This window comes from Kitasatospora sp. NPDC085895, from assembly GCF_040702125.1.
GTDB classification, from domain to species: Bacteria; Actinomycetota; Actinomycetes; order Streptomycetales; family Streptomycetaceae; genus Kitasatospora; species Kitasatospora arboriphila.
On sequence record NZ_JBFBJY010000007.1, the window covers coordinates 128,430 to 146,321 of the forward strand.

General features: G+C 75.0%; 21 protein-coding genes. 11 read left to right on the forward strand and 10 right to left on the reverse strand.

Translation table 11 applies throughout. The features are described from left to right. Positions 1-15: 15 nt before the first annotated feature. Complete coding sequence (locus AB0442_RS06790) at positions 16-747, reverse strand: alpha/beta hydrolase (protein ID WP_366161095.1); 732 nt, start codon at positions 745-747, stop codon at positions 16-18. A 250-nt stretch (positions 748-997) separates the two neighbouring features. On the opposite strand from AB0442_RS06790, the gene AB0442_RS06795 reads away from it, so the two are divergent. Further along, entirely contained in the window at positions 998-1,426 is a 429-nt protein-coding gene (locus AB0442_RS06795; RefSeq protein ID WP_363543099.1) for a VOC family protein, read from the forward strand. 17 nt (positions 1,427-1,443) lie between these two features. On the opposite strand, the gene AB0442_RS06800 is transcribed toward AB0442_RS06795, so the two are convergent. Continuing rightward, positions 1,444-2,232, reverse strand: coding sequence for a hypothetical protein (locus tag AB0442_RS06800; RefSeq protein ID WP_366161097.1), 789 nt, complete (start codon positions 2,230-2,232; stop codon positions 1,444-1,446). A 294-nt stretch (positions 2,233-2,526) separates the two neighbouring features. Here AB0442_RS06800 and AB0442_RS06805 point away from each other — a divergent pair, with 294 nt between their 5' ends. The 4 genes from AB0442_RS06805 (at position 2,527) to AB0442_RS06820 (ending at position 6,158) form a co-directional block, all read left to right on the forward strand. After that, a complete protein-coding gene (locus AB0442_RS06805; RefSeq protein WP_366161099.1) occupies positions 2,527-3,147 on the forward strand; it encodes a DUF4328 domain-containing protein in 621 nt (206 codons plus the stop codon). 50 nt (positions 3,148-3,197) lie between these two features. Then, complete coding sequence (locus AB0442_RS06810; protein WP_366161100.1) at positions 3,198-3,713, forward strand: hypothetical protein; 516 nt, start codon at positions 3,198-3,200, stop codon at positions 3,711-3,713. Positions 3,714-3,854: 141 nt separating this feature from the next. Beyond that, positions 3,855-5,054, forward strand: a complete 1,200-nt coding sequence (locus tag AB0442_RS06815; protein ID WP_366161102.1) for an Ig-like domain-containing protein — start codon at positions 3,855-3,857, stop codon at positions 5,052-5,054. Between the two features lie 708 nt (positions 5,055-5,762). Continuing rightward, complete coding sequence (locus AB0442_RS06820; RefSeq protein WP_366161104.1) at positions 5,763-6,158, forward strand: hypothetical protein; 396 nt, start codon at positions 5,763-5,765, stop codon at positions 6,156-6,158. A gap of 150 nt (positions 6,159-6,308) precedes the next feature. Here the strand turns inward: AB0442_RS06820 and lexA are convergent, their stop codons facing one another. The 3 genes from lexA to AB0442_RS06835 form a co-directional block, all read right to left on the reverse strand. Then, positions 6,309-6,965, reverse strand: coding sequence for a transcriptional repressor LexA (lexA, locus tag AB0442_RS06825; protein WP_366161106.1), 657 nt, complete (start codon positions 6,963-6,965; stop codon positions 6,309-6,311). A gap of 398 nt (positions 6,966-7,363) precedes the next feature. After that, entirely contained in the window at positions 7,364-8,104 is a 741-nt protein-coding gene (locus AB0442_RS06830; protein ID WP_366161108.1) for a VOC family protein, read from the reverse strand. An 89-nt stretch (positions 8,105-8,193) separates the two neighbouring features. Next, positions 8,194-8,361: a hypothetical protein gene (locus AB0442_RS06835; protein ID WP_366161110.1), complete on the reverse strand. Its 168-nt coding sequence runs from the start codon at positions 8,359-8,361 to the stop codon at positions 8,194-8,196. Positions 8,362-8,958: 597 nt separating this feature from the next. Between AB0442_RS06835 and AB0442_RS06840 the strand changes: the two genes are divergently transcribed. Next, on the forward strand, positions 8,959-9,225 hold the full coding sequence (locus tag AB0442_RS06840) for a hypothetical protein (RefSeq protein ID WP_366161111.1): 267 nt from the start codon (positions 8,959-8,961) through the stop codon (positions 9,223-9,225). Between the two features lie 77 nt (positions 9,226-9,302). On the opposite strand, the gene AB0442_RS06845 is transcribed toward AB0442_RS06840, so the two are convergent. Beyond that, positions 9,303-9,494 (reverse strand): hypothetical protein, encoded by a 192-nt coding sequence (locus AB0442_RS06845; RefSeq protein WP_366161113.1) that lies wholly within the window; start codon positions 9,492-9,494, stop codon positions 9,303-9,305. Between the two features lie 178 nt (positions 9,495-9,672). Here AB0442_RS06845 and AB0442_RS06850 point away from each other — a divergent pair, with 178 nt between their 5' ends. Next, positions 9,673-10,395 carry a hypothetical protein gene (locus AB0442_RS06850; RefSeq protein WP_366161114.1) on the forward strand — a complete coding sequence of 241 codons (723 nt, stop codon included), beginning with the start codon at positions 9,673-9,675 and terminating at the stop codon, positions 10,393-10,395. A gap of 288 nt (positions 10,396-10,683) precedes the next feature. Here the strand turns inward: AB0442_RS06850 and AB0442_RS06855 are convergent, their stop codons facing one another. From AB0442_RS06855 to AB0442_RS06865, 3 genes are all read right to left on the reverse strand, one after another. Beyond that, positions 10,684-11,841 carry a hypothetical protein gene (locus AB0442_RS06855; protein WP_366161116.1) on the reverse strand — a complete coding sequence of 386 codons (1,158 nt, stop codon included), beginning with the start codon at positions 11,839-11,841 and terminating at the stop codon, positions 10,684-10,686. A 236-nt stretch (positions 11,842-12,077) separates the two neighbouring features. Beyond that, complete coding sequence (locus AB0442_RS06860; RefSeq protein WP_366161118.1) at positions 12,078-12,794, reverse strand: helix-turn-helix domain-containing protein; 717 nt, start codon at positions 12,792-12,794, stop codon at positions 12,078-12,080. A 108-nt stretch (positions 12,795-12,902) separates the two neighbouring features. After that, positions 12,903-13,184 (reverse strand): hypothetical protein, encoded by a 282-nt coding sequence (locus tag AB0442_RS06865; protein WP_366161120.1) that lies wholly within the window; start codon positions 13,182-13,184, stop codon positions 12,903-12,905. A gap of 160 nt (positions 13,185-13,344) precedes the next feature. Here AB0442_RS06865 and AB0442_RS06870 point away from each other — a divergent pair, with 160 nt between their 5' ends. The 4 genes from AB0442_RS06870 to AB0442_RS06885 all read left to right on the forward strand — a co-directional run bounded on the left by AB0442_RS06870 (position 13,345) and on the right by AB0442_RS06885 (position 17,066). Beyond that, positions 13,345-13,809, forward strand: a complete 465-nt coding sequence (locus AB0442_RS06870; RefSeq protein ID WP_366161121.1) for an SRPBCC family protein — start codon at positions 13,345-13,347, stop codon at positions 13,807-13,809. Between the two features lie 163 nt (positions 13,810-13,972). Further along, positions 13,973-14,296 (forward strand): plasmid stabilization protein, encoded by a 324-nt coding sequence (locus AB0442_RS06875; protein ID WP_366161123.1) that lies wholly within the window; start codon positions 13,973-13,975, stop codon positions 14,294-14,296. Between the two features lie 125 nt (positions 14,297-14,421). Continuing rightward, complete coding sequence (locus AB0442_RS06880) at positions 14,422-16,665, forward strand: SpoIIE family protein phosphatase (RefSeq protein ID WP_366161125.1); 2,244 nt, start codon at positions 14,422-14,424, stop codon at positions 16,663-16,665. A 71-nt stretch (positions 16,666-16,736) separates the two neighbouring features. Then, the gene (locus tag AB0442_RS06885) at positions 16,737-17,066 is read left to right on the forward strand and encodes a hypothetical protein (protein WP_366161127.1); all 330 of its coding nucleotides are present in this window, start codon (positions 16,737-16,739) and stop codon (positions 17,064-17,066) included. A 10-nt stretch (positions 17,067-17,076) separates the two neighbouring features. Here AB0442_RS06885 and AB0442_RS06890 read toward each other — a convergent pair whose 3' ends face one another. Then, positions 17,077-17,817: an MgtC/SapB family protein gene (locus tag AB0442_RS06890; RefSeq protein WP_366161129.1), complete on the reverse strand. Its 741-nt coding sequence runs from the start codon at positions 17,815-17,817 to the stop codon at positions 17,077-17,079. Positions 17,818-17,892 lie beyond the last annotated feature (75 nt).

Sequence of the window (17,892 nt, forward strand, 5' to 3'; positions counted from 1 at the left end):
CGGTGGTCGGAGGTGTCAGCCGAGGTGGCGGGCGAAGAACCGCAGCGTGCTGTCGAGTTCGAAGTCCGGGACCTCGGAGTGCTTGCCGGGGTTGGCGTGCAGTGTCTTCTCGACCGAGCCGAGGGCGTCGAAGAGCGCCAGGGCCGCGGCCCGCGGCACCCTCTCGTCGTCCCACTGGAGGAGGAACTCCACCGGGACGGTGATCCTCGCGGCGTCCCCGGCCGAGGCCAGGGCCCCGCCCAGGCCCAGGACCGCGGCCCGCACGCGGGGCTCGGCCGCGACGAACGGGACCCCGAGTCCGCAGCCCAGCGACACCCCCCAGTAGCCCACCGGCCCGGCGCCGACGTGCTCCAGTTGCTGGACGGCGTCCAGCAACGACCGCCACTCCGGAACGGTCCGGCGAGAGACCAAGGCCTGGAACTCGGCGATCAGCCGGGCCAGGTCCTCCCCCGCCTCGGCGCGGGCCCGGTTCTCGGTCGCGATCCGGTCGAACTCCTCGTCGACCGGCCGGCCACCGTGGCCGGGCACGTCGACCGCGACCACGACGAAGCCGCACTCGGCGGCGAGACGACGCGCACGCGTCTCGATGTCGGGGGCCTTCTTGTGCTGGCCGCCGCCGTGCCCCATCACGATCAGGGGGCGGCCGCCTGCGGCACCTTCCGGTGTCCACAGCACGCCGGGCACCCCTTCGAGTTCGAAGAGCTGTTCGCGGACACCGCGGGACGACGAGTCGGAGATGAAACGCATGGTTCGGGCCTTTCGGGACGCCTTCGGCGGGCGTCCCTAGGCCATGCGAGGGAGGGAGGCCCGACCTGTCACAGTGTTGATCGGTCTCACCTCCTCGATTTCGCAACGGCGCACGGCGGCACAGAAGGTATCACGAGAGGCATCCCGAGACGATCGAGCCCGCATGCCGCCGCTCGCACCGACCGTTCCCACCAACCTATGGACATCCAGCGGGAATTGAGCGGAATGATCAACCTGCTAGGGTGGCCCGATGGCATCGGTCAGGCAGGTTCAGGTCACGTTCGACTGCGCGGATCCCGAGCGCGTCGCCCGTTTCTGGTGCGAGGTGCTGGGGTACGTCGTACCGCCGCCGCCGGAGGGGTTCGCCACGTGGGACGACTACCACCGCTCCCGGCCGGCCGAGGACCGGGGCGCCTGGTTCGCGTGCAGCGACCCGACGGGTGCGGGCCCGCGGCTGTACTTCCAGCGCGTTCCCGAAGGCAAGGTCGTCAAGAACCGCGTCCACCTCGACGTGCGGGTCGGCACCGGCCTCGTGGGTGAGGAGCGCCTGGCCGTGCTCGAGGCCGAATGCACGCGACTGCTGGCGCTCGGCGCGGTGCGCGAACGCCTGCTGTACGACGGCAACGACGCCTGCATCGTCATGCAGGACGTCGAGGGCAACGAGTTCTGCCTCGACTGACCGTCCTCCGACCGGGCTCAGCGGGCACGGCGCCGCAGCGCCAGCACCCCGCCGACCGCCGCTGCGGCCAGCGCCGCGAGCAGGCCGAGCACCCACGGCAGTGCGGAACTTCCGTTCGCGGCGGGCGTGGTGGCCAGCGGGACGACGGCCGGTGATGCCGCCACCGGCGGTGCCGGGCTCGGCGAGGACGCCGGGCTCGCGCCCGGCGACGGCGGGGCGGCCACCGACGGCGCCGAGGGCGACGGTGAGCCGGACGGTGCCGGGAGCGGCGAGCCCGGCGTCCCGGCCGCTCCCGGCGTACGGGGTGTGCTCATCCGCGGGCTCGGCGTGCCGGTCGCGCCGCCGCCGGTGGCCCGGGAGGGCTCCCGGGCGGGGGTGCCGCCGGTGAACTCGTAGGTCACACCGCCCATCGTGGTGCCTCTGACCATCCCGCACGGCCCGTCCATGTAGGCGTAGGCGCCCAGTTCGTACAGACCGTCGGGGCTGCCCACCGGCATCGACAGGGTCTCGTGCAGCACGTGGACACCGCGGGTCAGCCTCCCGAACTCCACACGGGTGGAGACCCAGGTGCCGAGGTCTCCGGGCCGGGTGGCCGGCCGCCAGGTGAACGAGAACCGGTGCGACGGGCCGCCGTCCACGCTCAGCGACACCGTCGGCGGCCGACCGGGCGTGTAACCGCCCTGCTGCCGCACCGGGATGACCATCGTTTCGAACGCGCTGGAGCTCTGGTCGGGGGCGTCGAGATGCATCCTGTTGTCGATCGTCAGCGAATTCCCCATCCGCACCTTGGGAACGCTGCCGGTCACACCGTCGATCCTGTAGGTGCCGCCCGCCTCCGGCGTGCACCCGTCCGCGTGCGCCACACCTGCACCGGTCGCCGCACACAGGGACATCGCAAGGGCCAGCGTCAGGCCGCGTCTCGTCATGGCCCCGCATCATTGGGCCGCCCGACCGCACTTGGGACAGCGGTACCGCCGCAGCGGCCTTTCCCTTCGCCCCCCTGCGTGCAGCCTGCCGGTGGACAGTTCGAGCACGTGCTCCTATCCTGAGCGATCTCTGCGTGTGACCAGCACCGCAGGCGTGATTGGTGGGGACACGCAGTGAACTCTGAACCCGGTCGTGATGACGCGCGCCCGCGCGCCCTGGCCTACAGCGGACCGGTCGCAGATCCCCGCCGACTGGCCCTGGCCGCCCAGGTGCTGATCGGTGTGCAGGCCGCCGCACAGCTGGCCGTGGCGCTGGCCGGTGGCACCGAGTCGGAGTTCTTCGCACGATTCGTGCCGATCTCCATGCCGCTGTTCCTCGCCACCGTCGTCGTGTTCCTCTGCTGGTTCCGGCGCTGCCGCCTCAATGCCGAACTCTTCGCGCCCGGAACCCACAAGTACTCGGCGGGGCTTGCCGTCGGTGCATGGTTCATCCCCGGGGCGATGTGGTGGATTCCGCGCCGGATCGCGCTGGACGTCTGGCGCGCGACCTCCCCCACCGGCGGAACGTGGTTGATCGACGCCTGGTGGGCGGCGTGGCTCGCCAAGACCGTCGGCGGCGCCGTCGCCCTGCGACTCGGCGCCCGCCCCTACGGCTATTCGCCCTACGACGCGACGGCCGGCATCGTCGCCGCGATCCTCGCCGTCCTGGTGATTCGGAAAGTGACCGCCCGACAGGACAGCAAGGTGCGCGCCGATCTGGATGCTCTGCCGTTCACCAGGACGGCCCGGGTCTGACGTCGGTTCCGTTCTCCGTGCAGGCCGGTCGGGCTGGGATACTCGCGGGCATGGCTGACGACACCGGTGCACCGACCGCTGCGGCTGCACCACCCGGCGCTCCGCCGCCCGCCTCCCCGCCGGCCGGACCGCAACGAGCGGCACGCGTGCCCGGCCGGCGCACCGCGGGCGTGGTCGGCTTCGTGGCCGGTGCGGCGGTGGTCGGTCTGGTGTGGGGCATCGGCTCCGGCAGTCCGGCGTTCGCCGGGCTGTTCTCGCTCAGCGGCACCGTGACGCTGCCGACCGGGCTGACGCGCACGTCCGACGAGTGCACCGGCACCGGCGGATACGCCGGCATCGCGCAGCACACGGCCGTCGCCGTCTACGACGACCACGGCAAGCTCCTCGCCACCGGCACCCTCGGCCCCGGTAGGTCGTCGAAGGCGGCCCAGTGCGACTTCCCCGTAGAGATCGCCGACGTCCCGAAGGGCGGGGCGTACTACCAGGTCGAGCTCGACCACCGGGTGCGGTTCAACGTGCCGCGCGAGCGGGCGGAAGGCGGTCCGTTCCGCGTCGCGCTCCAGTGACCGGGCACGGCCCGGGGCGGACTCGACGCAGGCCCACCCCGCCGGGACGCATGCGTGACATCGATCTCGCGCCCTCCGGTGAAACCTGAACGCCCGTCGAGGCGTGTAACTCTCCGGAAGATCCGATGGAGGGGGGCCGTCGTGCGACGGACATCGATGGCGGGCGGGGCACTGGGCGGGGTTCTGCTCCTGGCCGCGTGCAGTGGCGGCGGGGCCGGAGGCGGTACGGACGCCGCCGGGGCGGGGGGCGCCGGCGGCGGCACGGGCGGTGCGGCGAAGGCGTCCGCGGCGGTGCTGTCGATCGAGCCGAAGGACGGTGCGCAGAACGTGGCACCGGGCGGGGTCAAGGTGTCGGTGGCGACCGGCAAGCTGACCGAGGTCGCGGTGACCGGCGCGGACGGCAAGCCGGTCGAGGGTGCGATGGCCGCCGACGGTCTCAGCTGGATCCCGGCCACCGGTGGTCTCACGGTCGGTGCGGCCTACACGGTGAACGCCAAGGCCGTGGACGCCGCGGGCGTCACGACCGCCGCCACCAGCCGGTTCACCACCCTGACCCCGTCGAAGACCGCCGAGGTCGAGGACAACGTCGTCACCGGCCGGACCTTCGGCGTCGGCATGATCATCTCGGTGCGGTTCGGCGTGAAGGTCAAGAACAAGGCGGAGGCCGAGAAGGTCGTCACCGTGGAGGCCTCGGACGGCACCGAGGTCAGGGGCCACTGGTTCGACAACGACACCCGCCTCGACCTGCGGCCCGCCGCGTACTGGAAGTCCGGCACCACGGTGCAGATCCACCTGCGGACCAAGGGCGTGGAACTCGCCCCCGGTGTGTACGGTGCGACCCAGCGCGACGAGCACTTCACCGTCGGCCGCAAGCGGATCAGCGAGGTCGACGCCCGAACCCACCGGATGGTGGTCACCGAGGACGGCAAGCCCGCCCAGACCATCCCGATCACCGCGGGCACCGACGACAACCCGTCCTGGAACGGCACCATGGTCATCTCCGAGATGAGCCGGATGGAGAAGATGACCTCCCGCGGCCAGGTCGGGCTGGTGGGCGAGGGCTACGACGCCGTCGAGCCGCACGCGATGCGACTGACCACCAGCGGCACCTACCTGCACGGCAACCCGAAGGCCGCCGCGGCCGTCGGCCGCTCCAACATCAGCCACGGCTGCATCGGCATGGTCGACTCCGAGGCCGGCGACGACGACTCACCCGCCGGCAAGGTCTACGCCGCCTCCCTGGTCGGCGACGTCGTCATCATCCGCAACTCCGTCAAGAAGCAGCCCCTCGACCCCGCCAACGGCCTCAGCGGCTGGACCATGCCCTGGTCCCAGTGGTGACGGAAGGCGGCGCCGGGCGCCGGGGCCGGTCCTGCGGAGGTGGTCACGGGCGGCTCCAGGTCCGGCACACGGGCTCGTGCCAGGTCGTGCGGATGACCGTGCCGCCCTGCGAGATGCGCTCGCTCGACCAGGTCCGACAGCACCGACCGCCGCTGCTCGGCCCGGCGTTCGGGGGTCGCTCGGCACGGCCCTGAGCGGAGCGGACGGGTGCGGTGCGGGCCGCCGCGGAGCGGACCGGCGCGGAGCGGACCGCCGCGGAGCGGACCGCAGTGGCGGGGGTGGGGGCGGGGGGCGCGGCGGGACGGCGGCGACGAGGGCGGCGGCTGTTCGTGGATGTCGTCATGCCGCAGGCTCTGCCCGCCCGGGAGGCCCCATGAACCCGGCCTTCACTCGAACGGAGTAACGCGCGGCGGAGCGACGACGTCCGTCCGCGCCATGTGCCCACAGGGGGCGACGATCTGCAGTTCCGTCAGTTCCGCGACCCGAACACCGGCTCGACGCAGCGGTCGTACTCCGTCCAGCAGTCCTGGCTGCACCCCAGCCACTGGTCGTAGTCGTCCGCCAGGGGTAGAGGACGCCGACGCGAGGCGGGGCACGCGATCGGGCGTTCGACCCGTTCCGCCGTCCTGGCGACACACCAGCGACACACCAGAGGCGATCCGTGCGGCGGTCGCGGGCCGGTCGTGGCGGCGCCGGTACGGTGACCGGATGAACCCGCCGATCATCGACTCGAAGCCGGTCCTCCGGCACACCGACCTGCTCGCCGCCGGCCTGCGCGAGGCGGCAGCGACCCGGATCACCGAGCTGCGCCGGGCCCTCGGCCCGGTGCCGGCCGGGCCGGCCGATCGGCACCGCTGGGAACTGCTCCTCGACGACGACCGTCGGCGCCTCCTCGCCGAGCACGACGACCTGGTCCGTCTCCGGGACGCCGCCGGCCGGGCCTGGTCCGAGGACCGGTTGGCCGACCTGGTGGCCCTCGCCCGCCACTACCGCCGGGGCCTGCGGCTCGGCGACGACCTCGTGGACGCGGCCCGCCGGATCGCCGCCTTCACCGACGCCCACCCCGACTGGGGTCTCGGGATCCGCCTCCCCGCCTCCCGGTAGTGGCGGCAACGGGCCGATCCACGGTCCCGTCCCGCTGGTCAGCCACCTGCGTGCCGCATCACGCCGGTTGATCTCCGCGTCCGACGATCCCGCGGGCAGCCCGCCGGTCGGGGGTCCGGTGTCGGCCCTCGCCTGCTCGGTGCGTGCGGGTCAGAGCCTGCGCAGCACGGTGACGACCTTGCCGAGGATGGTGGCACGGTCGGCGGGGATCGGCTCGAAGCCGGAGTTGTGGGGCATCAGCCAGCTGCGGTTGCCTTCGCGGCGGAGCCGTTTGACGGTGGCTTCGCCGTCGATCATGGCGGCGACGATGTCACCGGGATCCGCGGTGGGCTGGCTGCGGACGACGGCCCAGTCGCCGTCGCAGATCGCGGCGCCCGTCATGCTGTGGCCGACGACCCGCAGCATGAACACGTCGCCGGTGCCGGTGAGCCTGCGCGGGAGGGTGAAGACGTCCTCGGTGTCCTGTTCGGCGAGGACGGGTCGACCCGCGGAGATCCGGCCGACGACGGGGACGTCGACCAGGCCGGTGTCCTCGCCCTCACGGGTCGGCGGTTCGTATCCGGCCTTGCCGCGCACCCGGTAGGCACGGGGAATGTGCGGGTCGCGCAGGAGCAGGCCCTTGCGTTCCAGCGCACCGAGTTGGTGGGCGACGGAGGACGTGGAGCTCAGGCCGACGGCCTGGCCTATCTCCCGCATGCTCGGCGGGTAGCCCCGCTCGGCCACCGCGGTGGCGACGTAGTCGAGGACGGCCCGCTGCCGGTCGGTCAGCCGGTCCGGATGGCGTCCCGGCGGATTCGCAAGGCTCATGCCGGACCCCTTCCGTCGATCCTGAGTCGGACTCTAATCGCATCGTCGGGCCTTAGGAACCATGAGCCGGTCCGACGCGAGCCTCGGCCGCCCGGCGCGGCTGCGGCTACGCCCGAGGGGGCCGGCATCCCCGATGCCGGATCAGCCGCCGCTCGGGACGGGACCGGCTCCGCAGGCGCGTCGACCTCACGCCCGGCCCGAGACGATATCGATCCGCCGGCTCAATGTAAGAAATTTTCCACTGTCTGCATGATTTTCGCCTGCCGCTTGTTTACGGTGGCGCGATCAGCAGGCCTCCGCCACGGCCGATGGAACGGGAGCCCGGCCATGACACTCGCCTCCGCGTCGCGGACGCCACGGCCGACCTGCCGGGGCGGGCGTGTCGTCGAGGCTCCGCGTCAGGACGGGGCGAGGACGCAGAACTCGTGGCCCTCCGGGTCGGCCAGGCACGTCCACGGGACCTCGCCCTGGCCGAGGTCGAGGTCGGTGGCGCCGAGGGCCCGCAGCCGCGCCACCTCCGCCGCCCCGTCGCCGCCGGGGTACGGCAGCAGGTCGAGATGGACGCGGTCCGGCACGGTCTTCACGTCGGGCGTGCGGAGGAACTCGAGGTACGGGCCGGTGCCCTTCGCGGAACGCAGCACCGCCTGATCGTCGGTCACCTCGTGCAGGGTCCAGTCCAACGCCCCGTCCCAGAACCGGGCCATGGCCCGCGGATCCGTGCAGTCGACGACCACCGCGGCGATCGGTCCGGTGTCCCGGTAGACCTCGCGGGGCTCCAGCACGCAGAACTCGTTGCCCTCGGGGTCGGCGAGGACCGTCCACGGCACGTCGCCCTGGCCCACGTCGGCGGGCGTGGCGCCGAGGGCCCGGAGCCGCGTGACCAGCTCCGCCTGATGGGCCCGGGAGGTGGTGGCGAGGTCGAGGTGCACCCGGTTCTTCGTCGCCGTCCCGGCCTCCGGGACGGGAACGACGTCGACGCCGAGGAAGACCGGGTCCGGCCAGACGAGGCCGCCGGCGGGTCCGACGTAGGTGGTCGCACCGGGGTGGTAGGCACTCCAGCCGAGCGCCTCCGCCCAGAACCGGCCGACCGCTCGCCCGTCGAGGGCCTTGATGTTCACCATCACGGGTCGCAGTGCCATGCGGCCGATCCTATGCGCCGCACCGCCACCACCCCGGCACACGCACGCGCACGTGCGGTGCGGGCCCCTGAGGTGCCGTCACCCCGGGCTCAGTGGGCGGCGTCGCGGCGGGAGACCTCGAAGGCCGTCCGGGCGCGCGGGAGGAGCGGGCCGGGGGAGCGGCGGACCCGGCCCTGCGGGCCGAGCGGGTTGCGTCGGCCGGGACGGTGGCTGCCCCGACGGGCGGCGGGTACGACGATCGGTCGGCTCGGCCTCACGGCTTCCTCCAGGTGGTTCGCGGTCGGAAGTAGTGGGCGGCTACCCGCCGTTCGGGCGGTGAAGCACTGCCCCGCCACCCCGCGCCGCACCCCGCACCGCTCGTTTCCCGGTTCCGGCGGGCAGACGCGGGGTCTGGCACCGCGACCCGCCGGGCCGCCACCGGGACCCCGACCCGCGTCGGTTGCGAGTCGCCCGGACGGGCCGCGGCAGCCGGACCGGCCGAGGAGTCCCCGCCCGTCCCGGCGGGCGGCCGCCGGACGAAGTGATCCCATGCCCGCCGCACCCGGCACGTGGCTACTGACCTGCCCCCGGACCGCACCCGATGGACCGGGTGCATCCGGTGCACCCACCGAGGCCGCGCATGCTCGCCGCCGAACTCACCGCGCTGGCCGGCCGCACCGCCGACCACGGGGTCGCCGCGGCGGCCGAACGGCTGGCCGCGGTGTCCCGCGGGCACGCGGCGTGGATCCTCGGTCGGCTCCCGGCCCGGCCGCGCACCGCACCCACCCGGGCGGCCCGCGAGCGCCGCACGGCCCGGGGCCCCGCGGACGGCCCGACGCTGCTCGCCGACCTGCGGCGGGTGCACGCCCTGGCCGGTGACAACGCACTGCTCTGGGACGCCCTGTGCTGCGCGGCCCCCGCCGCCGGCGACCGCACCCTGCTGGACCTGGCCGCACTCTTGTCGCCCCCGCACGGCCGAGCAGCTGCGCTGGAGCCGCAGCACCGTACGCGCCCTGGCGTCGCAGGCGCTGACCGGCCGCGACGTCCCCTGGCGGCGCAGGGAGGCCGTGCTGTTCGCCGTCGACCGCGCCGAGGATCCCGGCAGCCGGCTGCTGGCGGACGCGACCGCGGACGACGCGTGAGCGGACGGGGCCGGACAGCACGCTTCCGCGGGCCGGCCCGTCTCGGCCGGCCCGCGGGGGTGGAGCGGGGCGGGCGGTCAGTCCTCGCCGAGCACGGCGTAGAGCTCGGCCTCGCGCCGCCACGGCGCGTCGCCGTCCGGCTGCGGTGCATGCGCCTCGCTCCGGCCGCCTGCCGTGCCCCCGCGCCGTTCGTCGGCGAAACGGCGGCCCGGCCGGACGGACGGGGCTTGGCGGTTCCTCAGGGTGTCGCGCTGTTGCGACTCCGTCATCACCGAACTCCTCGGTCGTGGTCTCCCTGTCTCGTGGTCACCGGGCGCCTACCCGGGCCCCGCCGGAAGAACCGCGGCACCCGCCGACGGTCCGTCAGGAACGCCCTCTCCCGCCTGCTGCCTGCGGTTTGCCGGAATTCCTGCGGGGCACACGCGGACCGGTCAGGAAGGAGCGACCATGAACCGCGAGAGCCGGCCACTGCACGACATGGGCGGGGCCGTCGGCCCGGCGGACACCGCCGGCCACGAGGAGGACCGCGAGCGGACGGACGGTCCCGAGCGGGAGCCCGCACCGATCGGCAAGGGCGGCACCCCGAACGTCGCCGGCAGCGACGAGCAGCAGCCCGAGATCGCCGAGGGTCCCGTTCCCGGCGTCCGGCCCGGCGAGGACGAGCGCCGCGGCCGGCGGTCGCCGGTGGAGATCGACGCCCCGGGGCCGCCCGGGGAACGGCCCGCCGAGGATCCGCCGCCGGTCGGCGACACCCCCGCCGCGGACCCGGAGCGGATCCACGGGCACGATCCGGGCGCCGAACCCGAGGACGAGGGCATCCCCGACCTGGCGGACGGCTCGCCCGGCGCCCGTCGGGCCGAGGATCCGCAGCGGATGCCGGTGCCCGGTGAGGCGCCGGTGGCCGCCGAGTCCTTCGGTGTGACGGGGGCCGAGCAGGCCGAGGGCCGGTCGCTGGACGAGCGCCTCGCGGCGGAGGAACCCGAGGCCGACTCCGTCAACGGCCCGCCCGACCCGGAGGCCGGGCAGCTGACCCTGGACGACGAACGCCGCGACACCACCGGGACGGCCGACGGCGAGACGGTCGGCCTCGGGCCGGAGGAGCGCGCCGTCCGGCTGCGCCGGGTGGAGCAGGTCGACCTGCCGCCCGACGGCGAACCACCCGGGGAGTGAGCACGGCACCCGGCGGCCTCGCCCGGTCGGAACGCACCGACGGGCGGGGCCGCCCGGCATGGTCCGTCCGCGCGTACTGGTCCCGCGTCAGCGGGCACCGCGCAAACCGGCACCGCGCAAACCGGCACCGCCCTGCCGCCGTACCGACCGCCGAGGGGAGACCGGTCGGTACGGAGGTCCGGCGGGGCGGTGCCGGGTCCACCTGCGAAGGTGCGATGCGTCTGCCCCGGGCGGTGCCCGGCAAACCGGTGAGAGCGGCAAACCCGAGAGGCTGCTCCGCCTGCCGCTTCAGTTCCGCCAGCGCAGCACGGCACCGACGCCGCCGACCGGTCCCTCGGCACCGTCCGGCACCGTGACCGCCTCGGCGCGCGAGGCGATCGCGCAGCGCAGCAGCGCGTCGCCGGCCTGCGCGCGCTCGGGACGGCGGACGCCCATGCTGCGGACCTCGCCGCGGTCCATGCCGATGTGCTCGGGTTCGGGTCCGATCCAGACCTCGCGGCCGGCGTCCGGACCGTCGCCGCGGAGCAGCAGGGTGGCGAGCTGGTGCTGCTGGGCGGCGGCCGCGACGGCGGGCACGCCCTCGGCGGCGGCTCCCGGCGCGAGCTCGGTGCCGGTGCCGTCCGTCCGGTGTTCGCCGGGGCGGCCGGTGCCGTTGCGGAACCGTTCGAGGATCTCGTCCGCGTGGTGCCGACTGAAGTCCTGCCACGCCTCGTCGAGCCGCCGTTCGAAGGTGTCGGTGTGGATGCCGTCGGCGCGGCCGCCGCCGTCGATCTCGACGGTGCGCGGTTGCAGGTCCTGGGGCAGCCGCTCGTGGACGGCGCGCCGCTCGCGGGCGTCGCCGGTGAGGACGACGAGGTCCGCGCCGCAGTCGGAGCGGGCTTCGGCGAGCCGGTCGGCGATCGCGTCGGCGGACCGGTCCCAGGCGTCCTGGGCACGGTGCCGGTAGTGCCATTCGTAGCGGTCCGCGGGCGGGGCGCGGTGGCCCCTGCTCTGCCAGATCGTGCCGTCGACGGTGCCGAGCGGCTCGGGCCTGCCGAGGCGGCGGCGCTCCAGGTCCGCGCCGGTGCGGTCGACCGCGACGACCAGGCAGTCGGCGGTCGCGGCCTCCAGGCGGCCCAGCAGCGGGGCCAGACGGGGCAGCGGCCCCCAGGCGGCCTCCACGCCCGGGGGTGCGGTGGTCAGGGGTACGTCGAGCACGACCTCGCCTCCGGCGGCGAACAGGGCCCGGCCGGGCGGGGAGCCGGAGACCGGCTCGTCCGCGAGGTGTTCAGCGACCGCCCGGCAGGTGCGGGGGTCGGCGCCCAGGTCGATGAGCTCGCGCACCGCGGTCCGCTGCAGCAGCACCTGCCGCTGCCGGGCGTCCTCGGTGGTGCGGGAGGTGTCGAGGCAGACCGTGGCCCAGGGGCCGGGCCTGCCGATCAGCGGTTCGAGGAAGCCGAGGTCCATGGAGTTCTCCGTGTGTCGGTGCGGGCCGGTGACGGCGGCCGTGCGGGCCGGTGGCGGTGCCGACCGGGTGTCGGTGCCGGCCGGTGGCGTCGCGGCGGATCGGTGGCGCGGCGGATCGGTGGCGTGGTGCGCTCCCCGCGGGAGGGTCGGTGCTGCTTCCCTGTCGGGCGGCTGCCCGGCAGGGCGGGCGGAAAACGGGCGCGGTTCCCCGGGATCGCCCGCGGCGGCGGGCCGTCTCAGTGCGGAAGGCGGAGCGTGGCGCGGGGGGCGGCCCGGTACACCTCCCGGTAGAAGGCGGCGAACCGGCCGAGGCGGGCGAAGCCCCAGCGGGCGACGATCTCGGTGACGGTGGCGGTCACCGGGTCGGCGGCGAGCAGGTCGCGGTGGGCCGCGTCCAGACGCACCCTGCGCAGGTGGGTGAGGGGCGTGGTGTCCAGGTGGCGCCGGAAGGCGTACTGCAGGGCGCGCGGCGTGACGAAGGCGGCTGCGGCGATGTCGGCGAGGACGATGTCGTCGGCGGCGTGGGACTCCATGGAGGCGACGGCGCGGCGCACCGGGTCGGGGGCGGTGGTCGCCCCGGGCGCGGGCAGCGGCGCGGTGTCCGGGTCGGCGGCGTCGGGGAGGACGGTGAGCGCCACCTGCACCAGGACCCGGGCGGTGCGGCCCGGCGGGATCGGGGTGGGGCCCTGCGTCTGCCGGAGGCACGCGGCGGCGCAGCGCAGGACGGCGTCCCACAGGTCGGCCGCCACCGTGTCGAGGACGTAGGCGCCCACCCGCATCTCGCGCGGCGGACCGCCGGCGGTCGGCCCGGCGGGCCCGGGCGGGGCCGCGTGGGCGGGACCGGCTGGCTGCCGGGGTGCCACCTCGTCCGGTGGCTGCGGCCGGGCGGGCTGGACCACCGGCGGTGGCGGACGGCCCTGGGGGATCGACGCGGAGCGAGCGGCACCGGCCATCACGGACCACCTCCTCGACGGCGGCAGGGGGCGGCCGGCCGGTACCGGGAGGATCGGCGCCGCACCCTCTCCCTTCGAGGCTGCGCCCTGGGCGGAGCCGAAACGCGTTCAGCCCCACCAATGGCCGACCGGACCCGCCGCCGGCGGGCTCCCGGCGTCGGCCGGGCGTCGGTCGGCCTCGGCACGGGCGTGGGCCTCGGCCTCGGCCTCGGCGAGGACGTCGAGCACCGCGGCAGCCACCGAGGCCGCCGCGGTCACCGCACGGTGGGCGGCGGGCAGGTCGCCGGACTCCCAGGACTCCACCGCGCCGGCTGCGAGCTCCCGCAGCTCGGTCAGCTTCGCCAGGGCGGTCTGCGGCAGGACACCGGTGTCGGTCGGGGCATGGGTCATCCGCCCATCATCGGCGCGGCACCGGGCGGCGGCCGTTCACGACACGCGCCCGCCCCACTCGGCGACCGGATGGCCGACGGGCCCGATTGCCCCGTTAGAACCCGGAGCGGTCGGGCAGACGCGTCGCGGACCTGTTGGACGAGAAGACTGGAGGCCCGGCATGAGCATGGTGCAAGAGTCCGTCGAGGTCGAGGTTCCGCTGCACACCGCGTACAACCAGTGGACGCAGTTCGCGGACTTCCCGCGCTTCATGGAGGGCGTGGAGGAGGTCACCCAGATCGACGAGCGGCACAACCACTGGAAGACCAAGGTCGCCGGGGTGAGCCGCGAGTTCGACACCGAGATCGTCGACCAGCTGCCCGACGAGAAGATCGCCTGGCGCACCGTGGGCGGGGACGTCCAGCAGATGGGTGTGGTGACGTTCCGGCGTCTCGACAACGACCACACGATGGTGCGGCTGGCTTTGGACTTCGAGCCGGACGGCGTCGCCGAGAAGGCCGCCGACATGATGGGGATGGTCGACCGCCGCGTCAAGGGCGACCTGCGGCGGTTCAAGGCGTTCATCGAGGACCAGGGCATGGAGTCCGGCGGCTGGCGCGGCCGGATCTCCCCCGGCAGTTCCTGACCCGGGCAGCGCCGGCCCGGGGCCGGACGACCCGGGTACGCACGGACGGGCCGTCGCGGAACACCGCGGCGGCCCGTCCGTGCGGGGCGCCACGCGTGAGCGAGGGGCCGCGGGGTAGGCGCGCGGCCAGGCAGCACGGCACCAGCGAGCCCGAGGAGGAGTCATGCCGGCCGGTTCGAGCAAGAAGCGGGAACGCCAGTACGAGCACATCAAGGACAGCGCGCTGGACCGCGGCGAGAGCGAGGAGCGGGCGAAGGAGATCGCCGCCCGGACGGTCAACAAGGAACGTGCCCGGCACGGCGAGTCGAAGACCGCCAGCCGCAGCTCCGTCCAGGACATGTCCTCCTCCCGGCGCGGCGGGCAGCGCTCGCACTCCGGCGCCCAGGGGCCCACCTACGACCAGCTCTACAACGAGGCCAAGCAGCGGGGCATCCACGGCCGTTCGAAGATGAACAAGAAGCAGCTCGCCGACGCACTCGGCCGCTGAGCGCCCGCGGTCCCCGGAGGACGGCCGGTGCCCCGACGGCGCCACCGCCCCTCCGGGGGCCGCTCCACCTCCCGCAAGCCCCCGGTCCCGGCACCCGGGCGGGCGGCACGTCCGGAGGACCCCTGATGGACACCTCTGCCGAGAAGGCACCCTGCAGCACGGCGCCCGCACCGTCGGGGCCGGCCCCGGATCCGGACGCGGAGCTGGACGCCGCCCTGACCGAGACCGTCCGCCGGACGGGCGCGTCCGCGGGCGCGGTCTACCTCCTCGACCGGGAGCCCGTGCTGGTGATGGCGGTCGCCTTCGGGCTGCCGTCGGGGCTCGCCGCGGCCTGGCGGCGCGTCCCGCTGTCCGCGCCGCTGCCGGTCTGCGACGCCGTCCAGGAGGAGCGGTTCGTGTGGGTCGGCTCGCAGCAGGACCTGGCCCGGGCGTACCCCCGGCTCGCCGCCACCCTGCCCCACCCGCTGGCGCTCGCGGCGACCCCGCTGACCGGGACCCGCAAGGTCTGGGGTGCGCTGGTGCTGCTCTTCCCCGCCGACCACCCGCAGCGCGCCACCGTCCGCGAACGCGGCCACGTCACCACGCTGGGCCGCCGGATCGCCCGGCTGCTCGACGACGCGGAACGGCCGCCGCGCCTGCCCGACGCGCCGCGCACGGCCCCCGACCTGTCCACCGGTCAGGGGCCGGGCCGGCCGGAGCCGGCCGCCGCGGACTTCGCCGAGCGGCTGCCCGGGGCGAGCCTCGCCCTCGACCTGGAGGGGCGGATCGCGTACGCCAGCGCGGGCTCCGCCGAGGTGCTCGGCCGCACCCCGGAGCAACTGCTCGGCGCTCTGCCCTGGCTGGCCCTGCCGTGGCTCGACGACCCGGCCGTCGAGGACCGCTACCGGACGGCCGTGATCAGCCGGGAGCCCACCGCGTTCACCGCGCTGCGGCCGCCCGACACCTGGCTGGAATTCAGGCTCTACCCCGACCACAGCGGCATCAGCGTCCGCGTCACCCGCGCAACCGCCGACCCCGGCGCGGACGGCGCGCACGACCCGGCGGACGGGCACCGGCCGGACGGCGAACGCCAGGGCGGCCGCCTCTACCAGCTGATGCACCTCGCCGCTGCCCTGACCGAGGCCGTCGGGGTGCGCGACGTCGTGGAGATGGTCGCCGACCAGGTCCTGCCCGCCTTCGGCGCGGACGGGCTCGTGCTGTCCGCCGCCGACGCGGGCCGGTTGAAGATCATCGGCCACTGCGGGTACTCCTCGGCGAACATCGCCGGGCTGGACGGCCTGCCGCTCGACACCCGGCTCACCCCGGCCGGCCGGGTGCTGGCCAGCGGCGCCCCGGCGTTCTTCACCGACGCGAGCCAGATGGCCGACGAGTACCCGGGCGCTCCGCGGATGAGCGGCAAGCGGGCCTGGGCGGTGCTGCCGCTGATCGTCTCCGGGCGGCCCGTCGGCGTCTGCATCCTGTCCTACGACCGCCCCCGGACGTTCGACTCCGGCGAGCGCGCCGTCCTCACCTCGCTCGCCGGCCTGCTGGCCCAGGCGGTGGACCGCGCACGGCTGTACGACGCCAAGCACGACCTCGCGGACGACCTCCAGCACGCCCTGCTCCCCCGCTCCCTCCCCCGCGTCGCCGGCATCACGGTGGCCTCCCGCTACCTGCCCGCCACCCGCGGCCTCGACGTCGGCGGCGACTTCTACGACTTCATCCGGCTCGACGAGCGCACCGCGGCCGCCGTCATCGGCGACGTGCAGGGCCACAACACCACGGCCGCCGCGCTGATGGGGCAGGTCCGCACCGCCGTGCACGCCCACGCGACGGCCGGCGCCGCGCCGGACGAGGTGCTCGCCCGCACCAACCGGCTGCTCGCGGACCTCGACTCCGACCTGCTGGTCTCCTGCCTCTACGCCCAGCTCGACCTCACCGGGCGGCAGGCCACCGTCGCCTCCGCCGGCCATCCGCCGCCGCTGCTGCGCCGCCCGAACGGGCGCGGCCACGTGCTGACCGTGGAGGCCGGGCCGCTGCTCGGCGCCGCCGCGTCGGCCCGCTACCCGCTCACCGCCCTGCCGCTCCTGGAGGGCACCCTGCTGGCCCTCTACACCGACGGACTGGTGGAGGTCCCCGGCACGGACGCCTCCCGGACCACGGCCGAGCTGGCCGGTCTGCTCGGCGTGAGCGGCGCCGGACCACTCGACCGGCTCATCGACGAGTTGGTCCGCCACAGCTGGCCCGCAGGCCGGCACACCGACGACATCGCACTCCTCGTCCTGGACATCGCGCCGGGTCGCGCGGCACGATACGGAACCGGCCGCCCGAGCGACCGCGACACGCCGGCGGGCAGACCGTGCGGGCGTACGCGGTCCGGTGCAGGGTAGGTGGCTGTGGCTCACGGTGCCCGCCGCCCGGGCGGGCACCCGAACGGTCCGTACCCGGGAGGTCCCCCGCCGTGGCAGCAGCGTCCGCCGCCCAGGAGTTCATCGCCGTCAGAACGCCCCGGGAGATCGTCGACCGTGCGGCATGCGCCGCCGGTACCTGCGGGGGGCCCGAGGCCCGGGGGGCCGAGGCGGCCTACCGGTGGGTCCTGGCACCGGGGACACCCGCCCCCGTCACCGGCACGGTGTGCGAATACCTGTACGACGCCGACCTCGCCGCCGAGGAGAGGGCCGCGCTCCTGACGGCCCGGGACGCCGGGCGGTCCAAGGCCGAACGGCGGCACGCCCGCGGTGTGGCGGACGCCCTCGGCTGGGTGCTCGGCTTCGCACCGCTGAACGACTGATCGCCGCCGGTCAGCCACCGCCCCGCGGACCGGGTACGGACTCCTCGGTCCGCACCGCGACGGAACGGATGCCGGTGAGTCCCGCGAGCTCGGCGGTCAGGGCCCGGATGTCCGCACGGCCCTCCAGTGTCAGGCAGAGCCGCATCAGCGTGTCGGGTTCCGTGCCGGGCGGGCACGGTGCCCGCTCCTGCTCCGTCTCGGTGTCGATGATCCGGAAGCCGGACGCCGCGCACGCCTCCAGCACCCGGGGCAGCAGGGCGTGGCCGATCTCGTAGACCAGGACGACGCTGACCGGGGCGTCCATGAGCGCGGGCGCCAGCCGCCGCAGCAGGGCGGGGAAGCCGCGGATGATCAGGAAGTAGCCGGCCGTGCAGAACACGGCGACGACGCCCAGCCCGGCGGCGCAGGCCATGCCGACGGCGCAGGTGAGCCAGATCGTCGCCGCGGTGGTCAGCCCGCGCACGGCGTCGCGCCGTACGAATATCAGGCCGCCGCCGATGAAGCCGATGCCCGAGACGACCTGCGCGGCCACCCGGGACGGGTCGCCCGCGCCGAAACCGTAGCGCGAGACGCTGACGAAGAGCGCGCTGCCCAGGCCGACCAGGGCGTGGGTGCGCAGACCCGCGCTCTTCTGCCCCGCCTCCCGTTCCAGACCGATCAGGCTGGACAGGACGAGCGCGGCCGCCAGGTCGGCCAGCGCCACCCAGTCCTGGCCGCCCGTCGGCCGCCACAACACCTCGGTCCGCTGCACGGTGCTCGGTCGCCGCGGCCAGGAGCCGCGGCGTCTCACGGCGCGCCTACCCGGGCCGCGGCGAACCACCCGCGA